At 42.6% G+C, this 25,691-nt stretch carries 17 protein-coding genes; 8 read left to right on the top strand and 9 right to left on the bottom strand.

The window, feature by feature from the left end; all coding sequences use genetic code 11:
* Positions 1–114 precede the first annotated feature (114 nt).
* The gene (gene pdxH, locus OCU36_RS15805; protein WP_261840495.1) at positions 115–750 is read right to left on the bottom strand and encodes a pyridoxamine 5'-phosphate oxidase; all 636 of its coding nucleotides are present in this window, start codon (positions 748–750) and stop codon (positions 115–117) included.
* A gap of 151 nt (positions 751–901) precedes the next feature.
* Positions 902–2,488, bottom strand: a complete 1,587-nt coding sequence (cueO, locus tag OCU36_RS15800; RefSeq protein ID WP_261840494.1) for a multicopper oxidase CueO — start codon at positions 2,486–2,488, stop codon at positions 902–904.
* 628 nt (positions 2,489–3,116) lie between these two features.
* On the opposite strand from cueO, the gene OCU36_RS15795 reads away from it, so the two are divergent.
* The 4 genes from OCU36_RS15795 to OCU36_RS15780 are packed head-to-tail and all read left to right on the top strand — an operon-like array spanning position 3,117 to position 9,285.
* Positions 3,117–4,508 carry an HlyD family type I secretion periplasmic adaptor subunit gene (locus tag OCU36_RS15795; protein WP_261840493.1) on the top strand — a complete coding sequence of 464 codons (1,392 nt, stop codon included), beginning with the start codon at positions 3,117–3,119 and terminating at the stop codon, positions 4,506–4,508.
* Positions 4,509–4,567: 59 nt separating this feature from the next.
* A complete protein-coding gene (locus OCU36_RS15790) occupies positions 4,568–5,236 on the top strand; it encodes a transglutaminase-like cysteine peptidase (protein WP_261840492.1) in 669 nt (222 codons plus the stop codon).
* A 5-nt stretch (positions 5,237–5,241) separates the two neighbouring features.
* The gene (locus OCU36_RS15785; protein WP_261840491.1) at positions 5,242–7,152 is read left to right on the top strand and encodes a bifunctional diguanylate cyclase/phosphodiesterase; all 1,911 of its coding nucleotides are present in this window, start codon (positions 5,242–5,244) and stop codon (positions 7,150–7,152) included.
* 18 nt (positions 7,153–7,170) lie between these two features.
* Entirely contained in the window at positions 7,171–9,285 is a 2,115-nt protein-coding gene (locus OCU36_RS15780) for a type I secretion system permease/ATPase (protein ID WP_261840490.1), read from the top strand.
* Positions 9,286–9,401: 116 nt separating this feature from the next.
* Here the strand turns inward: OCU36_RS15780 and OCU36_RS15775 are convergent, their stop codons facing one another.
* From OCU36_RS15775 to OCU36_RS15760, 4 genes are all read right to left on the bottom strand, one after another.
* The gene (locus OCU36_RS15775; protein ID WP_261840489.1) at positions 9,402–11,072 is read right to left on the bottom strand and encodes a FapA family protein; all 1,671 of its coding nucleotides are present in this window, start codon (positions 11,070–11,072) and stop codon (positions 9,402–9,404) included.
* Between the two features lie 373 nt (positions 11,073–11,445).
* The gene (locus tag OCU36_RS15770) at positions 11,446–13,575 is read right to left on the bottom strand and encodes a GNAT family N-acetyltransferase (protein ID WP_261840488.1); all 2,130 of its coding nucleotides are present in this window, start codon (positions 13,573–13,575) and stop codon (positions 11,446–11,448) included.
* A 93-nt stretch (positions 13,576–13,668) separates the two neighbouring features.
* Positions 13,669–14,643 carry a ParB/RepB/Spo0J family partition protein gene (locus OCU36_RS15765; RefSeq protein WP_261840487.1) on the bottom strand — a complete coding sequence of 325 codons (975 nt, stop codon included), beginning with the start codon at positions 14,641–14,643 and terminating at the stop codon, positions 13,669–13,671.
* 5 nt (positions 14,644–14,648) lie between these two features.
* Positions 14,649–15,866, bottom strand: a complete 1,218-nt coding sequence (locus OCU36_RS15760) for a ParA family protein (RefSeq protein ID WP_261840486.1) — start codon at positions 15,864–15,866, stop codon at positions 14,649–14,651.
* Positions 15,867–17,123: 1,257 nt separating this feature from the next.
* Between OCU36_RS15760 and OCU36_RS15755 the strand changes: the two genes are divergently transcribed.
* Positions 17,124–19,097, top strand: a complete 1,974-nt coding sequence (locus tag OCU36_RS15755) for a replication initiator protein RctB domain-containing protein (RefSeq protein ID WP_261840485.1) — start codon at positions 17,124–17,126, stop codon at positions 19,095–19,097.
* Positions 19,098–19,452: 355 nt separating this feature from the next.
* Here the strand turns inward: OCU36_RS15755 and OCU36_RS15750 are convergent, their stop codons facing one another.
* Positions 19,453–19,992, bottom strand: coding sequence for a transcriptional regulator (locus OCU36_RS15750; protein WP_261840484.1), 540 nt, complete (start codon positions 19,990–19,992; stop codon positions 19,453–19,455).
* 481 nt (positions 19,993–20,473) lie between these two features.
* Between OCU36_RS15750 and OCU36_RS15745 the strand changes: the two genes are divergently transcribed.
* The gene (locus OCU36_RS15745; RefSeq protein WP_004732575.1) at positions 20,474–20,668 is read left to right on the top strand and encodes a PA3496 family putative envelope integrity protein; all 195 of its coding nucleotides are present in this window, start codon (positions 20,474–20,476) and stop codon (positions 20,666–20,668) included.
* Between the two features lie 282 nt (positions 20,669–20,950).
* Entirely contained in the window at positions 20,951–21,436 is a 486-nt protein-coding gene (locus tag OCU36_RS15740; RefSeq protein ID WP_261840483.1) for an NADAR family protein, read from the top strand.
* Positions 21,437–21,633: 197 nt separating this feature from the next.
* Here the strand turns inward: OCU36_RS15740 and OCU36_RS15735 are convergent, their stop codons facing one another.
* Positions 21,634–22,392: a substrate-binding periplasmic protein gene (locus OCU36_RS15735; protein WP_261840482.1), complete on the bottom strand. Its 759-nt coding sequence runs from the start codon at positions 22,390–22,392 to the stop codon at positions 21,634–21,636.
* Between the two features lie 87 nt (positions 22,393–22,479).
* Between OCU36_RS15735 and OCU36_RS15730 the strand changes: the two genes are divergently transcribed.
* Positions 22,480–24,855 (top strand): response regulator, encoded by a 2,376-nt coding sequence (locus OCU36_RS15730; RefSeq protein ID WP_261840481.1) that lies wholly within the window; start codon positions 22,480–22,482, stop codon positions 24,853–24,855.
* A gap of 77 nt (positions 24,856–24,932) precedes the next feature.
* Here OCU36_RS15730 and OCU36_RS15725 read toward each other — a convergent pair whose 3' ends face one another.
* Positions 24,933–25,685: an SDR family NAD(P)-dependent oxidoreductase gene (locus OCU36_RS15725; RefSeq protein ID WP_261840480.1), complete on the bottom strand. Its 753-nt coding sequence runs from the start codon at positions 25,683–25,685 to the stop codon at positions 24,933–24,935.
* Between the last annotated feature and the right edge of the window lie 6 nt (positions 25,686–25,691).

The following is a 25,691-nucleotide window of genomic DNA, read 5'->3' as shown; positions in this document are numbered from 1 at the left end:
AATAATATAACGCTAGTTCCCCGTGATTCTAAACAGCGGAGAGCAGATGAAAAAATACCGTTATTTGATGGGTTTAATCATCAAATCAACGGTACTTTTATTCAATCAAGTAGACTATGGCGCTAGGCGATCGACATCCCAATGGTTGTCTTGACGAGAAAAAAGGAAACGGTCGTGCAAACGATGTTCACCCCCTTGCCAAAATTCAATGCTATCCACACGCACTCGGAAGCCTCCCCAAAAAGAAGGCACCGGAATTTCTCCTTTTGCGAACTTCTGCTTAAGCTCTAAATACTTACCTTCCAAAACTCCACGAGCAGAAATTCGGCTACTTTGTTTACTGGCGATAGCGGCCAATTGACTCTCTTTCGGGCGAGACGAAAAATATTTTATATTTTCCAACGCTGTCAACTTTTCAGCCGTGCCGTTTATATGCACTTGTCGCTCGAGGGGATGCCAAGGGAAATGCAAACTGATTTTGTTATTGTGCTCAAGATGATGCGCTTTACGACTGCCTAAGTTTGTGAAAAAAACGAAGCCATTTTTATCAACATTCTTAAGTAAAACAATTCGTTGGAAAGGTTGACCATGTTCGTCAACTGTCGCGACTGTCATCGCCGTTGGGTCTGTTAACTTAGCTTCAATGGCTTGTTCTAACCAAAGATTAAATTGGTCAATTGGGTCTTCGGCCAAGTCTTTACGTCTCAATCCACCCTGAGCGTATTCACGACGAATATCTGTCAGTTCCATTTGATTGCTCCTTTCAATTTTTTTGTGATTCTGCGCTGTAATCCTTTGAAAAACAAGTCTAGAGCTAAGTTTTGTTCCTTAGAAGGCGCTCAGTGCTAACAAGACATCTGTACGCTAAGCGCCATATTTCTGAGCCATCCATTTATCGTTATCAGGTCACTGTAAACTGAATCATCATTCCAGTATCTTCATGTTCTAATATATGACAGTGTGCCATATAAGGTAAGTTGCGTTGCGCTTCATGCTCAAACCTAACAAGAACTTCAGTAATGCCTTGCGGAAATACTGGTACTGTATCTTTCCAACCCATGAGATGCGGGGATGGCTGTTCACCGTTGATTGAAAGAACTTGGAATCGACAACCATGAATATGGAAAGGGTGGAGCATCATATCTTTTCCCTGACTAATAACCCAATGTTCCAACTCTCCTCGCTTCACTTCCTCATCGATAACATTCATGTCAAAAGGTTTGCCATTTATGCCATTGATCGCCTTCAAATCTTCAGGTGACAACATTGGACGACTCTTGTCTTTCAAATCGTCCATTGGCATCTTACTGCCAGCCATAACCATTCGCTGAGTCATAGCCGATTTTTTCTTTCTTAAAAGCATCATTGCTTGATAATCTAACCCTTCCCCCATCTCTAAAACAAAATCTCTTTTTGTTTTCACATCTTCGATTTTATGACGTTTTATCGTTGTAAGTTGTTCCGGCAATGTCCCTTTACTCACCGTTTGATTTGAACGAATGGTTAACAAAGGAACAATCTCATCAAAAGGCGGAGCCATCATACCCATTTGGTGAAGAGGGTGTGTGACCAGATCACACTGTGTGTTTTCATCCACTTTGATTAAAATTTCAAATCGTTCTCCCGCGGAGACATGAATCGACTTCATCGGTACTGGCTTTTCAAGAAACCCAGAGTCAGAGGCAACCACATAGAACTCTCTATGGTCGGAGAAAGACAATAAATAACTTCTTGCATTCGAACCATTTAGAGCGCGAAAACGAACCCAACCTTGGGGCACATCCACAACCGGGTTAAGGGCACCATTGACAAGCATGGTGTCACCCGCAAAGCCGGTTGCAACGTTAATGATATCCAACAACTCATAGTCAAATTGTCCCTGTTTGTTGAATTTACGATCTTGGATTATGACGGGGATATCATTGATCCCCCAATCTGAGGGTAAATTAAGCGCGTCGCTTTCTTCGTCTTCAATAATAATAAGACCGGCAATGCCTCTTATGACTAGCTCGGCTGTCCGTGGGTACTGATGAGGGTGAAACCAACAAGTCGCTGCGGGCTGCGTAATCGGTAATTCAACCTTCCAAGCCTCCCCGGCTTTTACCATCTGATGAGGCCCCCCATCTTTACTTCCTGGTATTTCAAGCCCGTGCCAATGAAGTGTGATGGTTTCATCGAGATCATTATTGACCTGTATATTGGCTGTTTTTCCTTTACGCACCTTTAAGGCTGGGCCAAGAAAGTCGGCATTAATACCACAAGTTTTGGTTGAGATGCCTTTATAAAACTCAGACATTCCATTGATGATGTTCAATTGTGTCAGCTCATTCTGGCTGGTATCAATCAGTGGTGGTATCGGAAGCGGCTGAAGATTATTCGGCGCTTTCGCAACGGGATCTAATATCGAACCAAATGAATAAGTACTGGGAAATGCAGAAAGAGCAATACCAGTTAATGTTGAGTTTTTTATAAACGTGCGACGATCCATAACAAATCCTTAATACAACATAGGGCGAGTGAGTATGTACACCAAATCAACCAAGAGTGAGAGCACTCACTGTTAGCATTTGAAACATTGAATAAACCTAATGTACTGACAGAATGGGAACAAAAAGAGAAAGCTCACTAGGAATTACCCAACGACGACATTTACACGCATTATTGATTCAACCACCATCGCTTTATGTTATAAGGCTAAACCTTACCGTAAGGGAAAGGTCAACCCTCTATCGGATAATGTTTCCTCTCAGCTTAGATAGGCTAAGCAATCATTTCGCAGGTTGGCACACTCAAAACCGATCCGACTTAATGAAAACTCATGCAAATCAAATGCAACGGGTATCATCCTAACAACCAGCAAAGTTCCGACTACAATTACAGAGACCCTGCATCGATTTCACGTACGCTCTTTCCATAAAAAACAGAGGCATAGACTCTTTGTTCAAACATGGGTTAATGAAGAAAGCACTGCCTCCGACAAAAAAAGATTTAAAAAACCAATAAGAATCAAAAAAACATATAGATTCAAAGATTTAAACAAACAAAATCTTAACATTTATCAAAAGTAAGAATACACTCAAGAGGCTTGCACTTTAATTTAGCGAACAAGGACTGTTATGAGTCAGAAGAATTTCAGCAAATTGAACGAAACCGAACTAGAGTACGTCGATGATAAAACTGCGGCTCTACTGCTCAATACGCCAACCAGTGCACGTATTATGCTGTGGGTGATCGTTCTGTTTTTTATTGCTGCTATTGGATGGGCCGCATGGGCTGAGATCGACAAAGTCACCGTTGGGCAAGGTAAAGTCATCCCCTCTTCTCAAATCCAAGTGGTACAAAACCTTGAAGGTGGCTTAGTAAAAGAGATATTGGTCAGAGAGGGACAACAAGTTCAAAAAGGTCAACAACTTCTCTTGATTGATGACACTCGATTCCGTTCTGACTTTCGAGAACGCGAACAACAAGTCGCAAATTTAACGGCCAATGTATTGATGCTCTCGGCTTCATTTAACAGTGTTGTCGTTAACGAAGAATTCTCCGTCGAAAACTGGAAAAACAGTGTCCAACTCGACTACGGCAAGCTTGCTTTTCCACCAAGATTCTACGAACTTCAACCTAAATTGGTGAATCGCCAAAAAGCAGAATATCGTCAAGACCTCAACAACCTGAAAAATCAACTATCCGTATTTGATCAACAAGTTGAGCAAAAACAACAAGATCTTATTGAAATAAAAGCGCGTGTTAATAATTTAAGGCAAAGTTACCAATTTGCCCGCCAAGAGTTAGACATTACCCGACCACTTGCAGATGAAGGCGTAGTACCAAGAATTGAACTACTTAAGCTTCAAAGGCAAGTGAATGATACACGCCGAGAAATGACCTCTAGCGAACTTAAAATCCCTCTCCTTCGCTCGGCAATCAAAGAAGCCATGTTGAGTCGTATCGATGCCGCGCAGAGTTTCCGCTCAGAACAACAAGAAAAACTCAACCAAGCACAAGACAAACTGTCGGCCATGACCGAATCTTCAGTTGGTCTTGAAGATAGAGTCAATCGCACCGTGGTGGTCTCTCCTGTCACAGGAACCGTCAAAACCTTAGGCATTAATACTGTCGGTGGTGTCATTCAGCCGGGTATGGATATCGTAGAAATAGTGCCAACTGAAGACTCTCTTTTAGTTGAGGCAAAAATCGCCCCACAAGACATCGCTTTCTTACGTCCAGAACTCACAGCCATTGTTAAATTCAGTGCTTATGATTTCACTAAATATGGCGGTCTAGAAGGCGTATTAGAACACATCAGTGCAGATACCACTCAGGATGAAGAAGGCAACAGCTATTACATCGTGCGTGTACGTACAGAGAAATACAGCTTTGGCCATAACGAAGAGCTGCCTATCATCCCTGGTATGACGGCTTCTGTCGATATTATTACGGGTAAAAGAACGGTGCTTGAGTACATGTTGAAACCAATCCTAAGTGCCCAAAACAACGCACTTAAGGAGTAAGGACGTTTGATGTTTAACGACACGACTCAATACGTAACAAACAGATCAGAGCAAAAATCATGAAACCGTCGTTTTCTCTACTGTTGTTAGTCCTGACCTCTTTTACTTCTGTGGCACTCAATAAGAGCGATCAAAGATGGATTGATGCGGTCTCAGCAGCTTATGGTGAAAGAGCAGGAAAACGAGTCGCCACATGGCGCTTAAATATGACGCACTACGATAAATTAAGTGAAGCAGAGAAGCTCGAATCTGTTAATCGATTCTTCAACCAAATGTACTTTGTCGACGACAGCATACTTTGGGGAAAAAACGACTACTGGGCCACACCGCTGGAGTTTTTAGGTAGTAACGCCGGTGATTGTGAAGATTTCACTATCGCAAAGTACTTCTCTTTACTTGAGCTGGGTGTGCCCGACAAAAAATTACGATTGGTGTACGTCAAAGCGCTTGAGTTAAACCAATTCCATATGGTGTTGGCTTACTACTCAACCCCCAGTGCAGAACCACTTATTTTGGACAATTTAAACCCTGAAATAAAACGAGGGTCCAAACGCAGAGATCTACGACCAATATACAGTTTCAATGGTAAGAATCTTTGGCTGATTAAGTCGGCAGCAGGCAGCGGTAAGCTTGCTGGGAAATCGTCAAGGTTGAGCTTATGGAACGACTTACGTTCTCGTGAGCGCGCTCTAAAATTAAACAAACCCATTATCAATTACGATGAGTAGGTACAATGACTTTATATAAACAACTGGTGTTTGGGATGGTTGCGGTGTTCATATTGCTGATGACGTCAGTTTTTATGATCGAATTCAATACCACCCGTGGCTACCTAGAAGAGCAGCAACGTTCTGAAGTGAATAATACCATTAATACGGTAGGGCTAGCCCTCGCCCCTTATCTAGAAGAAAAGGACAAGGTGGCCGTAGAATCTGTGATTAACGCTCTGTTTGATGGCAGTTCCTACTCCATCGTACGTTTAGTTTTTCTAGACGGCAGTGATGATATCCAGCGCTCATACCCAGTTAAACCAACAGGCGTACCACAATGGTTTACCAACCTTAACCTGTTTGAACCCATTCATGACCGACGTGTGATTACCAGCGGCTGGATGCAGTTAGCCGAAGTCGAGATCGTAAGCCATACCGGCCCTGCTTATGATCAACTTTGGCAAGCATTTACACACTTGTTGACCGTATTCACAGTGATTTTCTTACTGGGTATGATTTCCATTTCATGGATTCTCAAAAAAGCATTGCATCCATTATCATTGATCATCAACAAAATGGATCAAATAGCCAAGAATCAATTTGGCGACCCTTTAATTCGCCCGAAAACAAAAGACCTAATTTTGGTGGTCGACGGCATAAACCATATGTCGACTCAGGTCGAACTGGCTTTTAAAAACCAAGCCCAAGAAGCTCAACGACTTCGTGAACGTGCCTATATTGACCCTGTATCTCAACTTGGTAACCGAGCTTACTACATGTCGCAACTTAACCAATGGTTGGAAGAGTCGAGTGTCGGCGGGCTGGCAGTACTGCAAGCACAATTCATTAGTGAAGAGTACGATGAAAAAGGTTACCAAGAAGGGGATGCTTTAGTGCACCAACTGGCAGAACAATTACAGGCTTCGATTTTATCACCAGACATCACCATCGCCCGTATTTCTAGTGATGAGTTCGGTTTCATCATGCCAAACGTTGATGAGAGCGAACTGAAACTTGTCGCGAGCAGCATCGTAAACTGTATCCAAAGCCTAGGTTCAGACCCAACAGGCACTGCCAATCCACATATTGCGCTTGGTGTGACATACAGCAGCAAGCGTAAAACCAGTACTGAAATCATGTCGCTGGTGGATAATGCACTGTCAAGTGCTAAGGCAAATCATGAACTGACTTATGGCTACGTAACAGCCGACGATCATGGTGCAGTGATGGGTAAACAGCAATGGCGTATGTTGGTGGAAGAAGCGATCATTAACGACCTAATCACCTTCCGTCTTCAAGCTGCAAACAATGCCTTTGGTAAAACCTACCACCAAGAGGTGTTCTCTGCGATTGAAAAAGATGGCGTGCGTTACGGTGCCAATCAATACCTGTACGCACTAGAGCAACTCGAAATAAGCCATATTCTCGACCAATACGTTATCGAGAAGATGATTGAAAAGCTCAATACAAAAGATGTAACCAGTCCTATTGCCATTAACATATCACCAAGCAGTATTTCTCAGCCCAGTTTCATCCGCTGGATAGGTCGAACCTTGGAGCAAAATACCACCATCGCTCACCTTTTGCATTTTGAAATCCCGGAAAATTGTTTCATCAACGTTCCACATTACACCGCACTATTGTGTAATACCATTCGCAATGCCAATGCGGTATTTGGTGTCGATAACTACGGGCGTAATTTCCAATCGCTGGATTACATCAACGAATACCGTCCAAGTTATGTCAAGCTCGATTACTTATTCACCCATAATCTTGATGACGAAAAACAGAAATTCACCTTAACGTCAATCTCTAGAACCGCTCATAACCTAGGCGTAATCACAATTGCGTCTCGAATAGAAACGCAGACTCAACTGGATATCTTGTCTGATAACTACGTAGAAGTGTTCCAAGGCTTCATTGTTGATAAATAGTTGTAAGGGTTATATCGAATGCAAGATCCACTATTGAACTCACTGATCTACGTTAGCCGGTATTACGGATTAGCTAACTCGCCCGAAGCATTGATCAATGGGCTACCACTATCCGATGGAAAGCTAACCCCTTTCTTATTCCCACGTTCCGCTGAGCGCGCGGGATTAGTGGCGAAAGAAAACCGATCCGACTTAGACAAGATCCCGCATCTCATTCTGCCTGCGGTTTTACTGCTTAAACAGGGCGAGGCTTGCGTTCTCAACAGTATCGATTTAGAAAAGCAAGAAGCCGAAATCATTACAGCAGAAAGCGGAATGGTGCCAATCATCATTCCTGTCGAAGAGCTGAAAGAACAATTCCTTGGTCGCTACTTCTTGGTAAAAAAACAGTTCCGCTATGATGAACGTTCACCCGAGGTTCTAAAAACCCGTAAAGGACATTGGTTTTGGAGTACGATTTGGGAATCGAAAAACATCTACCGAGATGTTTTGATTGCCTCCATTCTTATCAATATCTTCGCGATTGCCGCCCCCATGTTCACACGCTTGGTATACGACAAAGTAGTGCCTAACCTCGCGTTTGAAACCCTGTGGGTATTAGCGAGTGGTATTTTTGTCGTGTTCCTTTTCGATCTCCTATTGAAGTTAATGCGCAGCTACTTTATCGATGTCGCAGGCAAGAAATCCGATATTCTCATCTCCTCAAAGTTGTTCAGTAAAGTTTTGGGGATTCGTATGGAGGCAAAGCCCGCTTCTGTCGGAGCATTTGCAAAAAACTTGCAAGAGTTCGAATCAATCCGTGAATTCTTTACTTCTGCAACCATTGGCTCGTTGATCGACTTACCTTTCGCACTGATGTTCCTTGTTCTAATTTGGTTAATGGCCGGAAATCTAGTCTTTGTGCCTGTCGTCGGTGTGGTCATTCTGATCATCTATGCGTTGTTAATCCAAGGTCCACTGCGTCGAACTATAGAAGAAGGTTCACGTCTTGCTTCTCAGAAATACGCGAACTTGATCGAGAGTCTCGCCGGCTTAGAAACCGTTAAACTTTTTAGCGCGCAAAGTCAGTTCCAATTCCGTTGGGAAGAAGCGGTTGCTCACATGGCAAATTGGAACATTAAAAGCCGCCGCATCACAGACAGCATCCAAAACACCGCAGGTTTTGTTCAGCAAAGTACCAACGTCGGTATGATCATTTTTGGTGTGTATTTAATTGCACAAGGCGAGCTGACGATGGGAGGCTTGATTGCTGCAACTATGCTGAGTGGCCGTGCGATTGGTCCTCTGGTTCAACTCTCTTTGCTTTCGACGCGTTACAACCAAGCAAAGTCATCAATGACTTTGATTGAGCAAGTCATGTCGATGCCAGATGAACAAGAAGAAGGTAAGCGCTATATACACCGCTCGATTATTCAAGGTCATATCGCATTGGACAAAGTAACGTTCCACTACCCAGACTCTCCTATCGCCTCAATACGAGATCTCACTCTCAATATTGCTCCGGGTGAGAAAGTGGCCATTATCGGTCGTATTGGTTCAGGTAAAACCACGTTAGAACGTCTGATTATGGGCCTGTACAAGCCGACAGAGGGCCACGTACGGATTGATGGTACCGATATGGAACAATTGCACCATGTCGACGTACGACGCAATATAGGCTGTGTACCGCAAGACAGTAACCTGTTCTACGGCTCGGTAAGAGACAACATTACCTTAGGTCGCCCATTGGTCGATGATCGCGATGTAATGGACGCCGCTAACCGTGCAGGCGTGACCGCTTTTACTCAACAAGATCCAGCAGGCTTAGAACGCCAGGTGGGCGAAGGTGGCGCTTTACTGTCGGGTGGTCAACGTCAGTCCGTTGCGATTGCTCGAGCCTTCCTAGGTCGCCCACCAGTATTATTGATGGATGAACCGACCAGTGCCATGGATAACCGCTCAGAGATGCACATCAAGCACCAACTTAACCAATTGCTACCCAGTGAGACTTTGATTCTAATTACACACAAAACATCGATGTTAGACATTGTAGACAGAGTCATTGTGATGGAGAAAGGTAGCATTATTGCCGATGGCCCGAAAACGCACGTTCTGTCAGACCTTAAACAAGGCAAAGTCAAAGCCGTTAGTTAGTAAATGATAGCGTGATAATGCCGTTAAGAAATAGAGAGGGGAGCCAGTGTGCTCCCCTTCTTTTATCTTCAATCAATCCGTAAACTTAATAATTCTATCAATTAAAATCCGTTTGATTATAGGGCAAGATCTTCTTGTTTCATCTTAGATGAACATAATATTTCATATTGATTGAATGAGAATATACTCCCACCATGAGTTCGCTTCGTTGTCACCGTCTCATCACCAAATTGAATCGTGACTCGGGTATACACCTTTTCGTGTACTTCGACAGTGCATTCAGCAAGGTGGGTTTCGAACTCTGCTTCGAGCCTATCTAATTGCGACTTGTTTTTTTCGATCGCTTGATCATTTTGTTCCCGCTTTTGTTGAATCGCCAAGGCTTGCTCTTCGCTTCTCTCTGATTTCGGACGCCTCTTAAACTCTAACTCTTTACGGATCACGCTCATGGTTTGCTCTTGCGCGTGTTTATAACTCTCTTTCAACTCAGCTATCTTTTGTCGGTAGCCATCGTAACGTGCAAAACTATGAATTTTAGTCGCAGTATCGCCTTCTACACCTAAAAAGACACATTCTACTTTCCCCCCCACTTTAGCTTCGCCCCCACTGAGCGTACCGTGTTTCTTCATGGTATCCATGACGGTTAAGTTATTACCACAACGAATATCATTACTCATACTGTGTACACCGAGTCGAATATCATTGGCCGCTTGTAACTCAGCATTCTGAGCATAGCTTGCGGTTATAGAACCTTTACTGATTACCTTGCAACTTTTGGGGTCACCCTCTTTTGTCGTGTGACCAATAATTCCTTTTGCAACTTTGATATCAGCTTGTGCTTGAACCTCTGCAGATTCAATAAAACCGCCAACCGTCACGCCTCCCGTCGCTTTAACAATCATACCCGGTTCAATGTTTCCAGACACAAACACATTACCTTTGAATTTAATGTGCCCAGTCGAGACATCAACATTGCTCACGCACAAGGCGTCGTCTACTTCGATACTGCGTTCTTTAATTATCGGTAATCCAGGACTCGCCGCTAGCAGAAGATTAGGATCGTCAGGAGAAATATAGGTACCCTTTCCAGGTTTAATTAAACAGTCTTTACCTGGAATGGGAGGGATAATCCGACCTCGGACAGTAAACCCAGCAGTCCCTTTGGTTGCGGGGATACGCTTCATTAACGGTTCATTGATTCCAACGGTAATGGTTTCGCCTAAATCTCGCATATCAATTTTTCCCGCGTCTTTATTACGCGGCTTCAATACTTGGCGAGTAATGTCTTCGACCAAAGCTTGAAACTTGGCGTCTTGCCCTCTTACAGGCAGAGTACCTTTCGCCACTGGCTGGGTAAATATTTCTCCCGGCTTAAGTTTAGTACTCATCATAAGTACTTTCCTGAGCGCTAGCTTATTAATACCTTTTGTTATGTAAGCCTGCGCCAAGCAGTAAATGATATCGCTGCCTCTTAATACTTTGCCACTATACGGTCCTGTGACCACTATAGTAGCCAACATTTCATCAGCAGACAGTTCAACAACAACACTGGCATCACGGACTTCAGCAATGAGAATGCCTTCATACGCTTCACCTTTACCTTCTTTTGCGAGAGTCACAAAACGCAACACCTCTTCTTCAAAAAGAAAATAGTCAGATACACCTAATGTATCCAGAGCAACGGATAGTAGCCTATGATCAAAACTTGCGTCAGCTACTGTCCCTGACGGTAAACGAGCTACCACTTGTTGTTTGTCTTCTGACAACGTAACGATGTTATCCCACATTCGAATTGAGTATCCCTAATGACTCAGTTGTTATTTAGTCTATATAATTCGTTGTGACCTTAGAATCATCACATTTAAATAATCAGCGTCTCATCACTTACTTTCGATCCTGCAAAGATGACTCATAAATAAGAATTTGCTCTTTTAGTTTCGCTTCTGCTTTGATAAATACAGAGCGACACTCTTTTGCTATTTTTGGAACAAAATAAAGCGGTTCAGACACGTAGACATAACGACAAGAAAAAAGGAAACGGTAACGGGTATGAATGAGAGGGTAATAGTAGGTGTGTAAACATCGACAAAGACGAGCAGTTTACAGTGTAAATTCAAGGTTCTAATTTACACTGTAAATCTAATAGGAAAACAGATCGCCCTATTTACAGTGTAAATTTGACAATAAAGCATCAACATCTTTTCGAAACTGAAGTTCTGCTTGCTTTCGTCCAGCAAAATTAAATTGTACAACACAGGTCGCCCACGGTTTTTGTTGAACCACTTTCGCAATCAGTAGATCGGAAAGAGTAAAACGAAAGGCTTTGGACACTGTACCTTGCAAGCCCGCACGGCCACGGTGAGAGAACAAGATTAATTTAAGGACACTGAAACTGATACTGTCGTAACTATTCCCACCGTCGACATAATTTCTCATTAATTGGACCTCCCTATCATTCAAAGGTTCTGCACTCTTAGGTAACAGCGCGCGTACCATGTCCGTTTCAAGTGAAAATAAAGAACCAGAAACAAGAAAACAGTAGTTACACTCAAAGTGATGCAGAATCTGTTTAATCCAACATTGAGAGCTTGAATTAAGCGCTTTAACCATCAAAACCGAGTGACAACCACTTGCCTGATCCCGCTGGTGGCCGATGTGCACAGCTTCGAATTCACTTCCACGCCAAAAAGAAATCAGTTCACTGGACGCGCCAAAGCTAGTCGCCAGATAATCCACTTGGGTAATTTGTCGTGATAGCTGAGCCAACATCCAACGACCGATTCCAAAACCTTGATGACGCGTTGAAACAGCGATGCGCATAACTCGGAGGCAACGACTGGTCGCAGCTTCAGTACAACCCAGTTGATTGGCCAACAAAACAGGAGCCAGATGACCTTGAGGCCGGCGTTTTCCAAGTTGAATCTGAGTAATCAACGCACTATCCAAGCCCCCTTCCTCTGTCACCAACATGCACCCTAAACACAGATCTTGTTGCCAAACCGCGTACATATGGATTGCTGGATTGTTGAGGAATTGCATTAAGTCGTTTGGCGACGTCTGATAATGTGCATCAACAAGAAGAGAAAAACATTGCTGTAGCGTCTCAGGGTTCGCTAAGCATTCTGCTTTTGATAACTCGACTAAGTTTAATTGGTTGATTGTCTGATCAGAAAAGTCATCTAACTGATGAGTCGTGGAGTCACTGAGCGATGCGTGACGACCAAGCAGGAAGCAGTCAAACAACCAACCTTCTAGTGGGTCGTTGTTATTCCAACGAATCGGTTGTTCGAGCTTAAAGCCTTTCCAGCCGGGACGATGCTTAGAAAGCCAAGACTCAAACTTGATAGCAAACCCTCGCCCACTTCCCTCATAACCGTGCACTGTGGTTGAAAAAACCATACGATGATAAAGACTGACCATGGATTTAAGCATTGGAATGGGAATCGCAGCGGCTTCATCAACCAATAGCAAGTCACAATCAGGCTTAGATTTAAGTATGTCATCCGGTGCGACGAATCTTAAACTTCCACCTTGATGACGAATGTGAGTCGCGTCAACCACGTCACAAACTCCTAATCCTTGGCGTGCATGAGAAAATACCGGCTCTACCGCTTTCACAGAAGGCGCGCTAACAATAATGTTAAAACCGGTCCGTTCAACCAAAAGCTGTGCTGCCGCAATACCCAATGCCGAACTTTTTCCACGCCCTCTGTCCGCGGTGAGAATCAAAGGACGTTTGCGATGTCCAGACACCACTTTTTTAACTAACTCAACAGCCGTACTTTGCTGTGCAAATTTATCCAATCCGTTGTTGACGTTTTGCTTCTGAGGAAGAGCATGAGTCGCAAGAGCGACATCGCCTGCTTCATTGTGTTGTGAAACAGAGATCAGTTTATCGAAATGGAACTTTAACCAACGTTGTCCAAAGCTCTCGCTATCTGTAGAGTCATCAACTTTTGGCGGCAACACCAACAACAACCCACCACCGACTAACGAACCGAGCGCGGCACTAAAACCATTCGCATCAAATTGCACTCTAAAATCACACACAAGAACTTGGCACTCTCGGCCAAGAAGTTGTTGGCCTTTTTTTACTGGGGCATAAATAACGCCTTCAAACGGAGTACCGCCAATCTGGAAGATGTTTGTCGTGTGTAACTCTTGAAGGAAGGCAACAACTGCAGAATTTTGCCAATCAACATCGCCATCAAAGACCACTCCGTAACGGTGTTCATTATGTTGAGCAATAACAGAAAGGGAATGTAGAAAAGTATTAGTTGGGTTTGTCATAGTTAGTGTCCAGATTGATCTAAACACAGTTTATCACAGCCAAATAAAAAGCCGCATAGAGCGGCTTTAGAGTAATCGAGAAATATGGTCGACTTAATCGAGCTTTGATTGTATGAAAGCTAGGATTTCTTCCATAGTGGAATCATCCACTTTCTTTAAATTCAGCGCTAAGTTTGAACCTTTGCGGCTATAAGAGGCACGGCCTTTGATAAGGTCAACTTTTGGAGAAGCTTTCTTGGCGGGTACTGGGGCCAATTCAAGAATCCAACCTTCCAATGTTTCTGTTACGTCTTTCGTTAAACGCGTTACACCTTGTGCTTCACTACGCTGCCAGACAAAACCTTCAGAAGCATCACATTTAGTCAGCAGTGTTTGTTGTTGCTCGTGAGTTAACCCACTAAATTGCTTATGCAACTTTACAATCGTAGGGCGGCCAAGATCGCTCACATTAGGGTAAGCTTGCAATAACTCAAGTGGCAAAGCCGCCGCTTTTAATGCGCCACTCACCAAAGCTTCGCTACACTGGAACATTTTCGCCAGTGCTTTTTGATCATCAGCTTCCCCTTTATCCAATTTGGCTTGCATCTCCCGACCTTTCTCGTAAAGAGAAAGCGGTTTATGAGCATTAGCAACATCAGATAGGAATTTTGCGTGTTCACCGTTAATGTTTTCAGCGACATAGATAAGGAACTCTTGGTCAGCCAAAATACATGACATACGACGACGGCTACCATCAAGCACTTCAATCTTGCCGTCTTTGTTCTTACGACCAACCGCTGGATACTGCTGCCCACGCTCTTTTAACGTAGTCAGAACGTCAGAAAGCGCATGTTCATTTAAGAAAGATTGCTCACGAGCATTCTCTTCAAAAACCACGGTTCGAGAAGCAACTTCAGCCGCTGGGATTCGAACTAATTCAAAAGAAACCAAGTCCTCGCCAGCGACAGAAAGCTCGATCACCTGAGCCTGCTCTTTTGCCGCTGTCTGCGCTTCTTGTGGCGTTGCTACGCGACGTTTATTTGCTTTACCAAATAGCTTTGCATTTAAGTCAGATGTTTTAATTGCCATTGATATTATCCCTGATTAAGTGAAGGCCAGTTGCTATGTAATACACGCTCTAGTTCTAGAGCACTTTTTTGTACGGCGTCTTGGGCGACAGCCAGAGTTTTCTTCCCCCCTTCAAAGTCGCTGACCGTCAGGTCGAAAACCGTGCTGTAAGTATCGGCGCACGTTTCAAAAGCTCGACTTCTAGGAATGGTTGCCATCATGACTTGGTCATTCAACAGATAGTTCATCTCAGTTAAAACTGATACCTGCTTCTTGTTGTCGTCTTCAAACATCGTTGGCATCAAACGAACAAACTCTAGCCCTTTCCAATCGTCAGGAAACATTTCGTACACAGTTGGCAAGTGTTGGAAGAAGTTCACCGTTGAAGCCCAATCCAAACGCTTTGCTGCACATGGAATCAGAAGTGCGTTCGACGCGTACATTGCGTTCCATACGAGTGGATCAACATGCGGGCCAGTATCAATCATAATGACGTCAAAATCATCAGCAATTTTATCGATAAGCTTTTCTTTTAAAAGACGAACGATATCTAGTGACTGATCTTGCGCTAGGCTTTGCCATGCTTCAGCGTTAAACATCGCATCTTCAGGAAAGGCCGAAATCGTTTTTAAGTTTGGATACTGAGTAGGAAGCAGTACATTCCTGCGGAGAAACTCTAGGTCAACGTCTTGGCCTTCAGGCACGTTGTCCAGCATGATATCGACCGCAGAATAGATATTATCGTGCTCTGCACCACTAATTTGCGGGTTTAAAAACAGACGTAAAGAACCTTGAGGATCCAAATCAATCAGACAGATACGGTAACGCTTGTCCAAATTGAGGGACAAGCAAGCCGCCAAATGGACAGCTGTCATTGATTTACCCGTACCACCCTTTTGGTTCTGTACGTTGATAACCCATGGTTTATTGTCAGTATGCTGCTTACGTTGATGAAACTTAGGGACTTCTGCCGCATCCATCAACATGTGCGCTTCAGTCAATGAAATAGAGTAATGATTGGCATTGTTTTTTGTAAATTGATGACCATCCGCCTCAAGCTTAGTGATCGCTTCATCCAATTTTCGACGAGTTAACCCCGAACGAGTCTCCATCATCGCTTTAGACATTGGAGGGAAATGTTCATCACTTCGCTCTTCCAAAATAATCTCAATGCGGTCAGCCTGAACTTGTTGAGTTTGTTCGGCTAACTGATAGAGCTTATCAATCGTTTGTTCTCTTTTCATTGCCAGTTCCCGTAATGATTAACTAAGAACAAATTGTACAGCGATTAACACCAAAATCAACAAAAACATGAACATTCATTTATGAGTTAAATCACATAAAATAGACTCTATTATTACAATTTAATGATATGACGTGTTAGAGGAGCACAAAAAAACGGTATTTTTTCACCTCTAACCCGTGTCATTTCTACCTCACATTTAAAGTGTTACATTGTCACGAATTTACAATGTAAATAGATTAATCAAAAAACTCGGAACGATTGAAATACAACCATAGATTACGGTTCATGTAATTTTCAGTTGAAATAGGCACCCCTTTCATCAGTTACGAACAGAAAATGACGAGAAGGGGAGGCGAAACAAAATATCCGTGCCGTAAAAATAACCATCAGACAAACCGTGTTAACCTTTATTCGGAAGAATGATCAAGATATACCACACTGACAAAATAATAATAATGTGATATCACGAAGCATGATCAAGGGATAATTTTAACCGTATTGATCATAATAAGTGCTAAATCGAAATGATCAATATACGGAAAAATGATCAAGTAAATAGAACAACGGAAGCATGTAATTTAAGTGCTAAATTACGGGCAAATGCTTTTGGAATGGGGATTTAACAATAACAAGGCTTGATTGATTGATAATTCAATCGACACAGACAGAGAACAGTCAAACATAACGATTCTATGATCATGCTTCCAAAGCAATACGCTTCAGCCATCCATACATCAAAACAACTCGTTGACGCTGAGTACGGACTAAATATTGTGCAGAAAAGGGGGAGTACAACAAAAAGAGCCGCTTCTTGATCATCGTTCCGTTAAAATTTACGCCCCGAAATACCGCCATTAATGACTTAGGGTTCATAAAGAAAACCATGACAAATGTTGGACTGTGGATAAGCTGTACAAGAATAATGATCATGCTTTCGAATCAATAATGATCATGCTTACAATGACTTAATGATCATTGTTCTGACATTTTATGATCATGCTTTCTTTCGTATAATGATCATCGTTGCGAGCTGGCTATGATCATTCTTTCACACGGTAATTATTTTAATTCTTAAAATTCAACCGCTTAAACAGAAAATTTCAGCCAGATCATTAGATCACTTAATCATTTAAGATCATATTAATCAAAAAGATCAGTTATTTAAAAGATAATAAATTCTCTTTATTTATGATCATTCTTTCTTTATCATTCAGGAACTATAGTGAAATTACGGTTAGTGTGATACGGATCTAAAATGAAACCAGAAGATAAATTGTTAATTAAGGCACGAAGCCACAAAGATGGTCATTTATTTGAGGTATCTGAAACCGCAGTTGAATGGATTGAACAATATCAACACTTCAAAGGCGTCACCAAAAGCATCGTTGAACTACTTAACTTAATTTCACTGCGTGGGTTTAGTAGCAAAGACGGCTACGTTTCAACCACAGAGATCATCGAATCTACCGATGGTCAAGTTACTCGGGCTGCCCTACAACAAAGGCTCAGAGCCGCGGTCAGTATTGGTCTTTTCAAGCAAGTTCCAGTTCGTTTTGAAGAGGGGCTTGCTGGAAAAACCATGTTGCATCGTTTTGTTAACCCTAATCAGTTAATATCAGTACTGGGTGCTACCAGCTTAGTTACCGAAAGTGTCAAGCAAAATGAAAAACAAAAGCGCTCTAAAGCCCTCGCTCAAACCAAAGTAAATAAACGGCTACTGAATGAACATGGGCTTAATACTCCCCCCACAATGAAAGATGAAGCGGATCAATTTATTGTTTCGCCAACCAATTGGGCTGGAATCATTGATCAAGCGTTGGCCCCCCCTAGAACGCGTAAGAGTTACCAGAAATCGATGGTTTCGATCTCCGGTACTCGCGCAGTGATCGAGACGCGATCATCTAAAAATATTATGACGGTTGATGATCTGATGACGTTATTCGCGTTATTTACCTTAACGGTTCAGTATCATGATCATCATCAAGATGATTACCACCTAGACGCTAAGCACACTCCGAACAAAACACCACTCTACATCACTGATATTTTGTCTTTACGTGGCAAGAAAGACAGTGGCCCAGCTCGTGACTCGATTCGTGACAGTATTGATCGTATTGAATATACAGATTTCCAACTGCATGAGCTGACTGGCCGTTGGTTAAGTGAGAACATGCCAGAAGGCTTTAAGAGTGACCGTTTCCGATTCTTAGCTAGAACCATTACCGCATCGGAAGAAGCGCCTACAGAGGGCTCTGACGGCGAAATTCGTATTAAACCAAACCTATACATTCTTGTTTGGGAACCTTCGTTCTATGAAGAGCTACTAACACGCGACTATTTCTTCTTATTCCCACCGGAAATTCTGAAGCAGCACACCTTGGTTTTCCAAATGTATTCTTACTTCAGAAGCCGCATGGCACGTCGTCATACAGACAGTATGTTACTGAGTGAGCTGAATCAAAAATTGGCTCGTAATATTGATTGGCGCCGTTTCTCAATGGATCTGGTCCGAGAACTCAGAAAATTGGGTGAAGTCGGTGAGCAAGACGATACCTTCTTGGTTAACTTGTGGGGTTACCACTTAACGATTATGTCGTTGATAGAAAAGGGGAAAATTATTGATTATCAAGTGGATATTAAGTGTAATGTTGAAGAGGTACTGCGGTACTCAAGAGCCCGTACCACTAACGCGGGTAAACGGAATATGGCCCCTACGTTACCGAATCCACTTCGTAACGAGATGGTGTCTAAGCAGAAGTTAGAAGAGCTGTCTGAAATTATTGATGGTGAATTTGAACCCATTCAACGCAAGACACCGTCGCCAAGAGGCAAATTAGGGCGTCGAGTAAAGCAACGTAAGCACTCTGTTGAGATTAATGCTGACGAGATTATGATAACTCTCTCTCGATATACCTCTGCAGAGGCTCTAGAACGCAGTATAACCGCTTTATCAGCAATGACCGGGCATTCACATGCCTCAATCAAAGAAGAGTGCTCAGAGCTCATTGAGAAGCTTGATTGGTTGAGAGTTGGAGAGAATGTGGTTCCATACGAAACGTTGAGTAAGTTGATTGAGCTTTACAACAACCGTGACAGTAACCGACATTTGTCTATTGAACGTTTGATCTCTGGTTTAGCGGTCCGTCGCAAAGTGTGCAAGCAAGTTCATGAGGGGCACTTAGATGAAAATGTGTTTATTGCGCTTGATGAGATGGCGATTGGGCATTAATTAAAATCTGTTTTTATCTATATAAATGATAGTTTTATGATTATTACGAGTTGATAAAAATCGCACCTAATGCTGACAAATTGATGACAATAACACGCACCTTGTTGACTATGATTTATCACGAATAGACAACTTTTGTCCTTTCTTGTGATTAATAAATTGGCTCATATTTTTGTTACATCATACTGAATAGATTTTCGCGAGTTCCTTAGGGACTCGCTTTTTTTTGCCTGAAATTTATAATATTTCGTTAATTCAATAGCTTGTGTTATTCCTGAACGAAGCATGATCAAGGATAAATACGGCTTTTGATCTCAGTCGCTTTATTGAGTTTTGATTTGATCGAAAGGATTGATCAGTGAAGTTGGTGTTCAATTGGGCAATGATCGTCGCTTTGATGTTGATTTGCCATAAAGCGAACGTGCGATTCGATCAATTGTTTCGATTCCTCTTGCCAACGTGGTTCTGGTTGCTGGTTGGCAAACTCTAAAGCTAGCACACATAAGTGTTGTATTCGCTGTATGCACCACTCTTGTAAGGCTGGTTCGGCTTTGGGGTTACATGTGACGGCCTGAAGTTTCCCGTAAGCGAACATGAGATATTGATAGGCTTTTTCTTGATTGTGGGGGTCAACAGCGCTAAGACTATTCGGTGATGAATTCAAGTATAAGTTCGTTCCTTCCCATTTCGCGTGTCGATATCGATAGAAGGTAAATATTCTCAGGCACCCATCTAACCAAGATGCAATGCCTTTGCTTTGTTTATCACTGATCAAAGGCCCCCAGAGCGTATCTGGAGGTGTTAAGATCAACGGCTCTAACTGCGTCACTTGATCATGCTTTCGGTGTTTGTACCAATCGCTGACACGCTCTAACCAAGTGTCTAATTCACTCATATACTATTCTCCCATTTTTAACAAAATGATTGTCTGAAAAGCATTTGGCTTCATATTGTATTTCATTACTGCATGCACTCTATGCTTGCTAAGTAGTTTGGCTCATTTTTTATGAGTTCGCCAAACCAAAGAATAAGGGAGGCAATAAGATTTACGAGACAATAGTTTTATTTTGCTGGGCTGATGGGCGTGAAAGAGAACGCGATGCCTAGCCATCGAGATTGGGTTATTTCGGCGAAGTTTCAAAGGAAATAGAGAAATGACAATGGGGAAAATGAGAGTTAGATCAAGTCATATTTCTTACGGGTAATTCTTTTAATGTAATTGCAGAAAATGGCTTTGGCAAAGTTTAAATGAGCCGTTTGTTAATTAGCTTTATGAAGCGTCGGAATCATCACATTTCAGTGCAGAACTGCTTAACAAGCGAAATAGCATTTGCTACAGATTACCTGTCCATGACATGGTGCTTTCGGAGGAAAATATGTCCATTAATTCTATCAACCATGATGAAATGACAAACATTGCCAATAAGTGGGATGCTGAAGAAGAAGTCTCTTTCAAACCAGAGAAGAAAATGAAGTCAGCTGAAGCTCGTCGTCGTATTGAGGCGTTGAGAGAAATAAGAGAAAGTGGTTTTAGTCTTGAAGAAGCGAGGGAGCTCGGTCTTATTCACTAATATCTCTGATGGTTTTAAGGGGGTGGTTCAATGCCACCCTTTGATTTATATTGTTTTTTTCATTTTTTTCATTTTTTTCATTTTTTGCACATACATCCCCTCAGTAAAAACAACGCTTATACCCCCTGTTAGATATCCACCCTCTCCCTTTACAAATTGTGTTGAACAACTAAAAACGGCTCGATAACTGACTCTTGAACCAAGTTGTTTGACAGTAAAATACAACACCACTAATTTTAAAGTTGAAGTGAAATATTGAATATCGTTGGTGAGGATAAAGCTATGTCTAATGCAGTGACTCAAGCCACAGAAGTGTTGTTTTATGAACCGGAAGACCCAAATGGATACCTTTCCAATTTTGCAGCTTGTCCAATTGAGATTGATGGTCAAATTTGGGCAACCAGCGAACATTATTACCAAGCGATGAAATTTACCTCGGAAGCGTTGCGCAATACTATTTTTGAAGCCAGTACACCTGCCGAGGCCTTCTCTTTAAGCCGTGACTATGCAGACCAAATTCGTGAAGATTGGTATGACATTCGTGTTGACGTTATGAAATTCATTGTTGCTGAGAAGTTCAGCCAGAATCCACAGTTTGCGCGGTTTCTTATCAACACTGGCGATTCGGTGATCAAAGAACATTCACACAAAGACCACTTTTGGGGCGATGGCGGAGATGGAACCGGCGAGAACCATTTAGGCAAGATCCTGATGGCAGTGCGCCAACAACTTCGTTCTCAGCAACGCCATTCGATTGCTTCGCATTGATTCGTTGATTCTGATAGCGGGCATATTTATGTTTGCCCTAACGGTATATTGAAAAGGCCGTCCTGTAATGGCGTATTAAGTTAAGCAGGGCGGCCTTTTAGATGCTAGATAGTTAAGCCTCAACGATAGTTAAAGTGCGTTACCAAGCTATCTGTTTTGTTGTTCAATCTGTTGCTCAATTCTTCGTTACGCTGGTGTTACAAATAACGCTGTACGATGTCGTCGAGTTGGCCATCATCTTTCATTTGAGCGAGGCGTTGGTTGATGAAGCTTTGCAGTTTAGGATCCATCTTAGGGTCAAAAGCTAAGTGGATAGGGTAGTTGTTGATCACAGAACCAAAATCTTGCATCTGGTAGTCATCAAAATTTAATTTTTGCTCGTTTAGGTTGTATTTGACTCTTGATTCCATCTCAACAAAAACCGTATCACCCGGAGCTCGGTTTAAGACACGAAAAGCCGCGCTGTAATCTTTCACTCGAATTTCGTTGAGCTTGCCTTGCTTGATGTAAGGTTCTAAATTTGGGTATTCAAACCCAATCAGTAATACCACTGCTTTTCCGTATAAATCGTCAATGGTCTTAAACTCAAATGGTTTTTTTCCACTGCTGAGTAATACGTGTTTTACATTGTAAATCGGTTCCTCAGACAGGTTGACAGACTGGATGTTTCCCCAACTCGGGCTGCCGTAAGTTACCCAGTTAGGGTTTTCTCTTGCGTCAAGTTTGTCGATCATTCGGTTAAAAGGATAAGTGTGGTAGTTGAGCTCATATTGACTGTCATCGAATACCGCTTTCACAATATCTGTAACGATGCCTCTGTGGGAGGATCCGTCAGTTTCAATCTGAAAAGGCTGTGCTTGGCTTGAAATAATGTAGTAATCAAGAGGTTCGCTTGCAAAAGTATACCCGTTTGAAAAAAAAACAACCATGAATGTTAACATAAGACGACGTTTCATAACTTTCCCTATTGTTCAATCAATGACTACTACTATACTAGTTGAGTAACAGTAGTTTGCTAGGGGAACAACAATGGTAATGTGTACATGGTGAAAAAAGAAAAGCGTTATATTGGACTCTCGCGACAACTTATCGGAGCTATAGTTGTGATAAGCACCTTATTCACTGTGATAGTGACCGGTCTAGGGCTGTATGTTGAGTACCAAAATAGGGTTTCTTTCATTAGCTCTCAGATTGAGCAAATTAAAGCTGGATACCTCTCTGGCTTAACCGCAAGTTTGTGGGTTGAAGACCGTGAGCAGTTACTTGTACAAGCTGAAGGTATTTCCCGTCTTCCTTCTGTGAGCTATTTGGTGATAGAAAGTCCTGATGAAAAAATTCTAGAGTTAGGTCAAAAGACCGAAGGCCAATCTTATTCCCAGTCTTGGGAAATGGTACATCAAATGGGGGGGAAAAATTACCCCCTCGCGAAGTTAACCGTGCAGTCCGATTTAAGCATGATCCTCAACGATTTTGAGGAGAGAGTATTGTTGTTACTCTCCTTTGAAGCGGTTAAAATATTCCTGCTGTCTATCGTGTGCTTAACGATCGTTTATCGCCTTGTTGTGAAGCGATTGGTCACCATATCTTCTCAGATCAATCAGCAACAGATCGAAGACAGTAAACCGCGTCACTTAACACCAATTGATTCGACTTATAAAGATGAGATCTCGACACTAGAAATTAGCTACAATCAGTCGATTGAACGCATTCGTCAACAATACCAAGAGCTTGAAAAAGCAAAAGATATCGCTGAGGTAGCTAATCGAAATAAAAGTGAATTCCTTGCCAATATGAGCCACGAAATTCGTACCCCAATGAATGGCATTATCGGTCTTTCGTCTTTGCTCTCTGAAATGCAGATGCCGAAAGAGCAAAAAGAGTATGTTGATATGCTCAATACCTCCTCGCTTACGTTACTCGATCTAATCAATGATATTCTTGATTACTCGAAGATTGAAGCTGGCCGATTAGAGCTCCAATCAGAGCCGATGAAAATAATGGGCATTGTGGCTGATGTTGAGTCAACGTTTAAAATAAAAGCAGAACAGAAAGGGCTTAGATTTGAGCTCGCCATTGATCCTAAGATTCCCACTATGGTGATCGGTGATGGCACTCAACTCAGACAGGTGCTTAACAACTTAGTGGGCAACGCGCTTAAGTTCACCGAGCATGGCCATGTCACGCTTTCGATTCATTTGGAGAGTGTGATAGAACCCGACCAAAAACTGAGGGTGAGGTTTGAGGTAACGGATAGCGGAATCGGTATTGCTGAAGACAAGCAAAAATCGGTGTTCGATAGATTTCAACAAGCCGACGGTAGTACCACCCGTATTTATGGCGGTACGGGGCTGGGGCTGACAATATGCGATAAGATCGTTAGCTTGATGGGCAGTAAGCTCGAACTAAACAGTGTAGAGGGCAAAGGAAGCACGTTCTATTTTGTTGCTGACTTTGAACCGTGCGTGTATGTCGATGAGAGCACAATCGATTTTAATAAAGTTTCGGTTTTATTGGTTGATGACAGTCCATTAAACATGCGCATAACATCAGCACAACTGCAGCTGTTTGGTGTTGTTTCTGATAGCTGCGAGACGGCCAGCCAAGCGATAGAGTTAGTTTCAGAATCGGTGGCTAAGTCATCGCCTTATGATCTTGTACTGATTGATAAAGTGATGCCGTCTATTGATGGATTCCAATTAGCAAGAAGCTTGATAGAGCGTTTTGGCAAAACGTGTCCTAAGTTGGTTATGATCTCAGCAGATCCACGAAAACAAGACGAAGTACGAGCTAAACAAGTGGGTTTTGTTGCCTATATCGCTCGTCCTTATCAAGATAACCAACTTAAATGGACGCTGACTGAAGTCCTCATGAGAGAGCCTGATTCCTCGACTTTTACCTACCCAAATCGAGGTGAAGTATTGTTTAAGGACAATGAACCGACACCACCACCCAAATCTATCGTTAAAGTTAAACAAAAACCTAAATCCGCAACCGTGAAAGCCTCATTTGGCGGTAAGGTGTTGGTCGTCGAGGATTCACGAGTGAATCAACAAGTCGCCAAGATGATGCTTAAGAAGCTTGGGTTTGAGGTTGATATTGCCGATAACGGTAAAATTGGTGTTGAGAAATTTAAGTCTAACGAATACGTGATGATTTTTATGGATTGTCAGATGCCAGTGCTCGATGGGTTTGAAGCGACCAAGCAGATCCGAGCGCTCGAAGAGGGTTCTTCAAAGCATGTTCCGATCGTTGCATTAACAGCCAACGTTGTGCAGAGAGACAAGCACCTGTGCTTTGATGTCGGTATGGATGAGTTTTTATCCAAACCGGTTAATCAGGGGACATTGAGAGAGATCGTTGCAGGGTTCTTGTCTGATGAGGCTGAACCGACCAAGGAGCATGAGCAGAAAATTGTTTAGAGTAATCCGAGAATATTGAATATAGGGTAAAAAGGTGGTCTGAAAAGACCACCTTTTTTGTTTGTGTCGGTTTGAACTTAGTCTCTATCGATTGCGAATGCAGACCATGCTTGACGGGTCGGCATCACTTCGACTCGGTTTATGTTGATGTGATCTGGCAAGGTTGCGATATAAAACATCTGCTCGGCAATGTCCTCTGCTGACAACGGCGTGGTGCCTTGGTAAAGATTGTCTGAAGCCGTCTGGTTACCTTTGGTTCTTACTAGAGTAAATTCCGTTTCTGCGATGCCAGGGGAGAGGTCTGTGACACGAACTCCAGTGCCTTGTAGGTCGCAACGTAGGTTGTAACTAAACTGCTTTACGAATGCTTTGCTGGCACCATACACATGGCTTCCTGGGTAGGGCCATTGTCCGGCAATGGATCCAACATTGATGATAGAGCTTCCTGCGCCTTTTTTAATTAACGTAGGCAGCAGCGCGTGAGTGACATTGACTAGGCCAGTGACATTGGTGTCGATCATTGTGTGCCAGTCTTTTAAATCCACATCGGGCGCACCTTCTGGTGCTAAGGCTAAGCCAGCATTATTAACTAATGCGGTAATTGATGAGAATTCAGCGGGTAGTGAATCAATGGCTTGTTTTACAGCATCTGCATCTCGGACATCGAGTTGAATGACATGTACAGGCACCGTTAATTCTGCCTTTAGGTCGAGTAGCCTTTCGATTCGACGACCAGACAACACTAACGACCAGTTATCCTTTGCAAAACGTTTTGCCGCCGCTTTGCCGAAACCAGAGGTTGCCCCTGTAATGAACGCTATCTTATCCATAAATAC

It is taken from the genome of Vibrio artabrorum (genome assembly GCF_024347295.1).
Lineage (GTDB): Bacteria > Pseudomonadota > Gammaproteobacteria > Enterobacterales > Vibrionaceae > Vibrio > Vibrio artabrorum.
The sequence above is the reverse complement of the archived record's forward strand: the minus strand, read 5'-3'. Positions and strand labels throughout refer to the sequence as shown.

Excerpts from the sequence above, each read along its gene's own strand:
- OCU36_RS15765 (WP_261840487.1), bottom strand. The coding sequence starts at position 14,643 with ATGGCAATTAAAACATCTGACTTAAATGCAAAGCTATTTGGTAAAGCA.
- OCU36_RS15785 (WP_261840491.1), top strand. The coding sequence starts at position 5,242 with ATGACTTTATATAAACAACTGGTGTTTGGGATGGTTGCGGTGTTCATA.
- OCU36_RS15755 (WP_261840485.1), top strand. The coding sequence starts at position 17,124 with ATGAAACCAGAAGATAAATTGTTAATTAAGGCACGAAGCCACAAAGAT.
- OCU36_RS15770 (WP_261840488.1), bottom strand. The coding sequence starts at position 13,575 with ATGACAAACCCAACTAATACTTTTCTACATTCCCTTTCTGTTATTGCT.
- OCU36_RS15790 (WP_261840492.1), top strand. The coding sequence starts at position 4,568 with ATGAAACCGTCGTTTTCTCTACTGTTGTTAGTCCTGACCTCTTTTACT.
- OCU36_RS15725 (WP_261840480.1), bottom strand. The coding sequence starts at position 25,685 with ATGGATAAGATAGCGTTCATTACAGGGGCAACCTCTGGTTTCGGCAAA.
- OCU36_RS15775 (WP_261840489.1), bottom strand. The coding sequence starts at position 11,072 with ATGTGGGATAACATCGTTACGTTGTCAGAAGACAAACAACAAGTGGTA.
- OCU36_RS15750 (WP_261840484.1), bottom strand. The coding sequence starts at position 19,992 with ATGAGTGAATTAGACACTTGGTTAGAGCGTGTCAGCGATTGGTACAAA.
- OCU36_RS15745 (WP_004732575.1), top strand. The coding sequence starts at position 20,474 with ATGTCCATTAATTCTATCAACCATGATGAAATGACAAACATTGCCAAT.
- OCU36_RS15730 (WP_261840481.1), top strand. The coding sequence starts at position 22,480 with ATGGTGAAAAAAGAAAAGCGTTATATTGGACTCTCGCGACAACTTATC.
- OCU36_RS15735 (WP_261840482.1), bottom strand. The coding sequence starts at position 22,392 with ATGAAACGTCGTCTTATGTTAACATTCATGGTTGTTTTTTTTTCAAAC.
- OCU36_RS15780 (WP_261840490.1), top strand. The coding sequence starts at position 7,171 with ATGCAAGATCCACTATTGAACTCACTGATCTACGTTAGCCGGTATTAC.
- OCU36_RS15740 (WP_261840483.1), top strand. The coding sequence starts at position 20,951 with ATGTCTAATGCAGTGACTCAAGCCACAGAAGTGTTGTTTTATGAACCG.
- OCU36_RS15760 (WP_261840486.1), bottom strand. The coding sequence starts at position 15,866 with ATGAAAAGAGAACAAACGATTGATAAGCTCTATCAGTTAGCCGAACAA.
- OCU36_RS15795 (WP_261840493.1), top strand. The coding sequence starts at position 3,117 with ATGAGTCAGAAGAATTTCAGCAAATTGAACGAAACCGAACTAGAGTAC.
- pdxH (WP_261840495.1), bottom strand. The coding sequence starts at position 750 with ATGGAACTGACAGATATTCGTCGTGAATACGCTCAGGGTGGATTGAGA.
- cueO (WP_261840494.1), bottom strand. The coding sequence starts at position 2,488 with ATGGATCGTCGCACGTTTATAAAAAACTCAACATTAACTGGTATTGCT.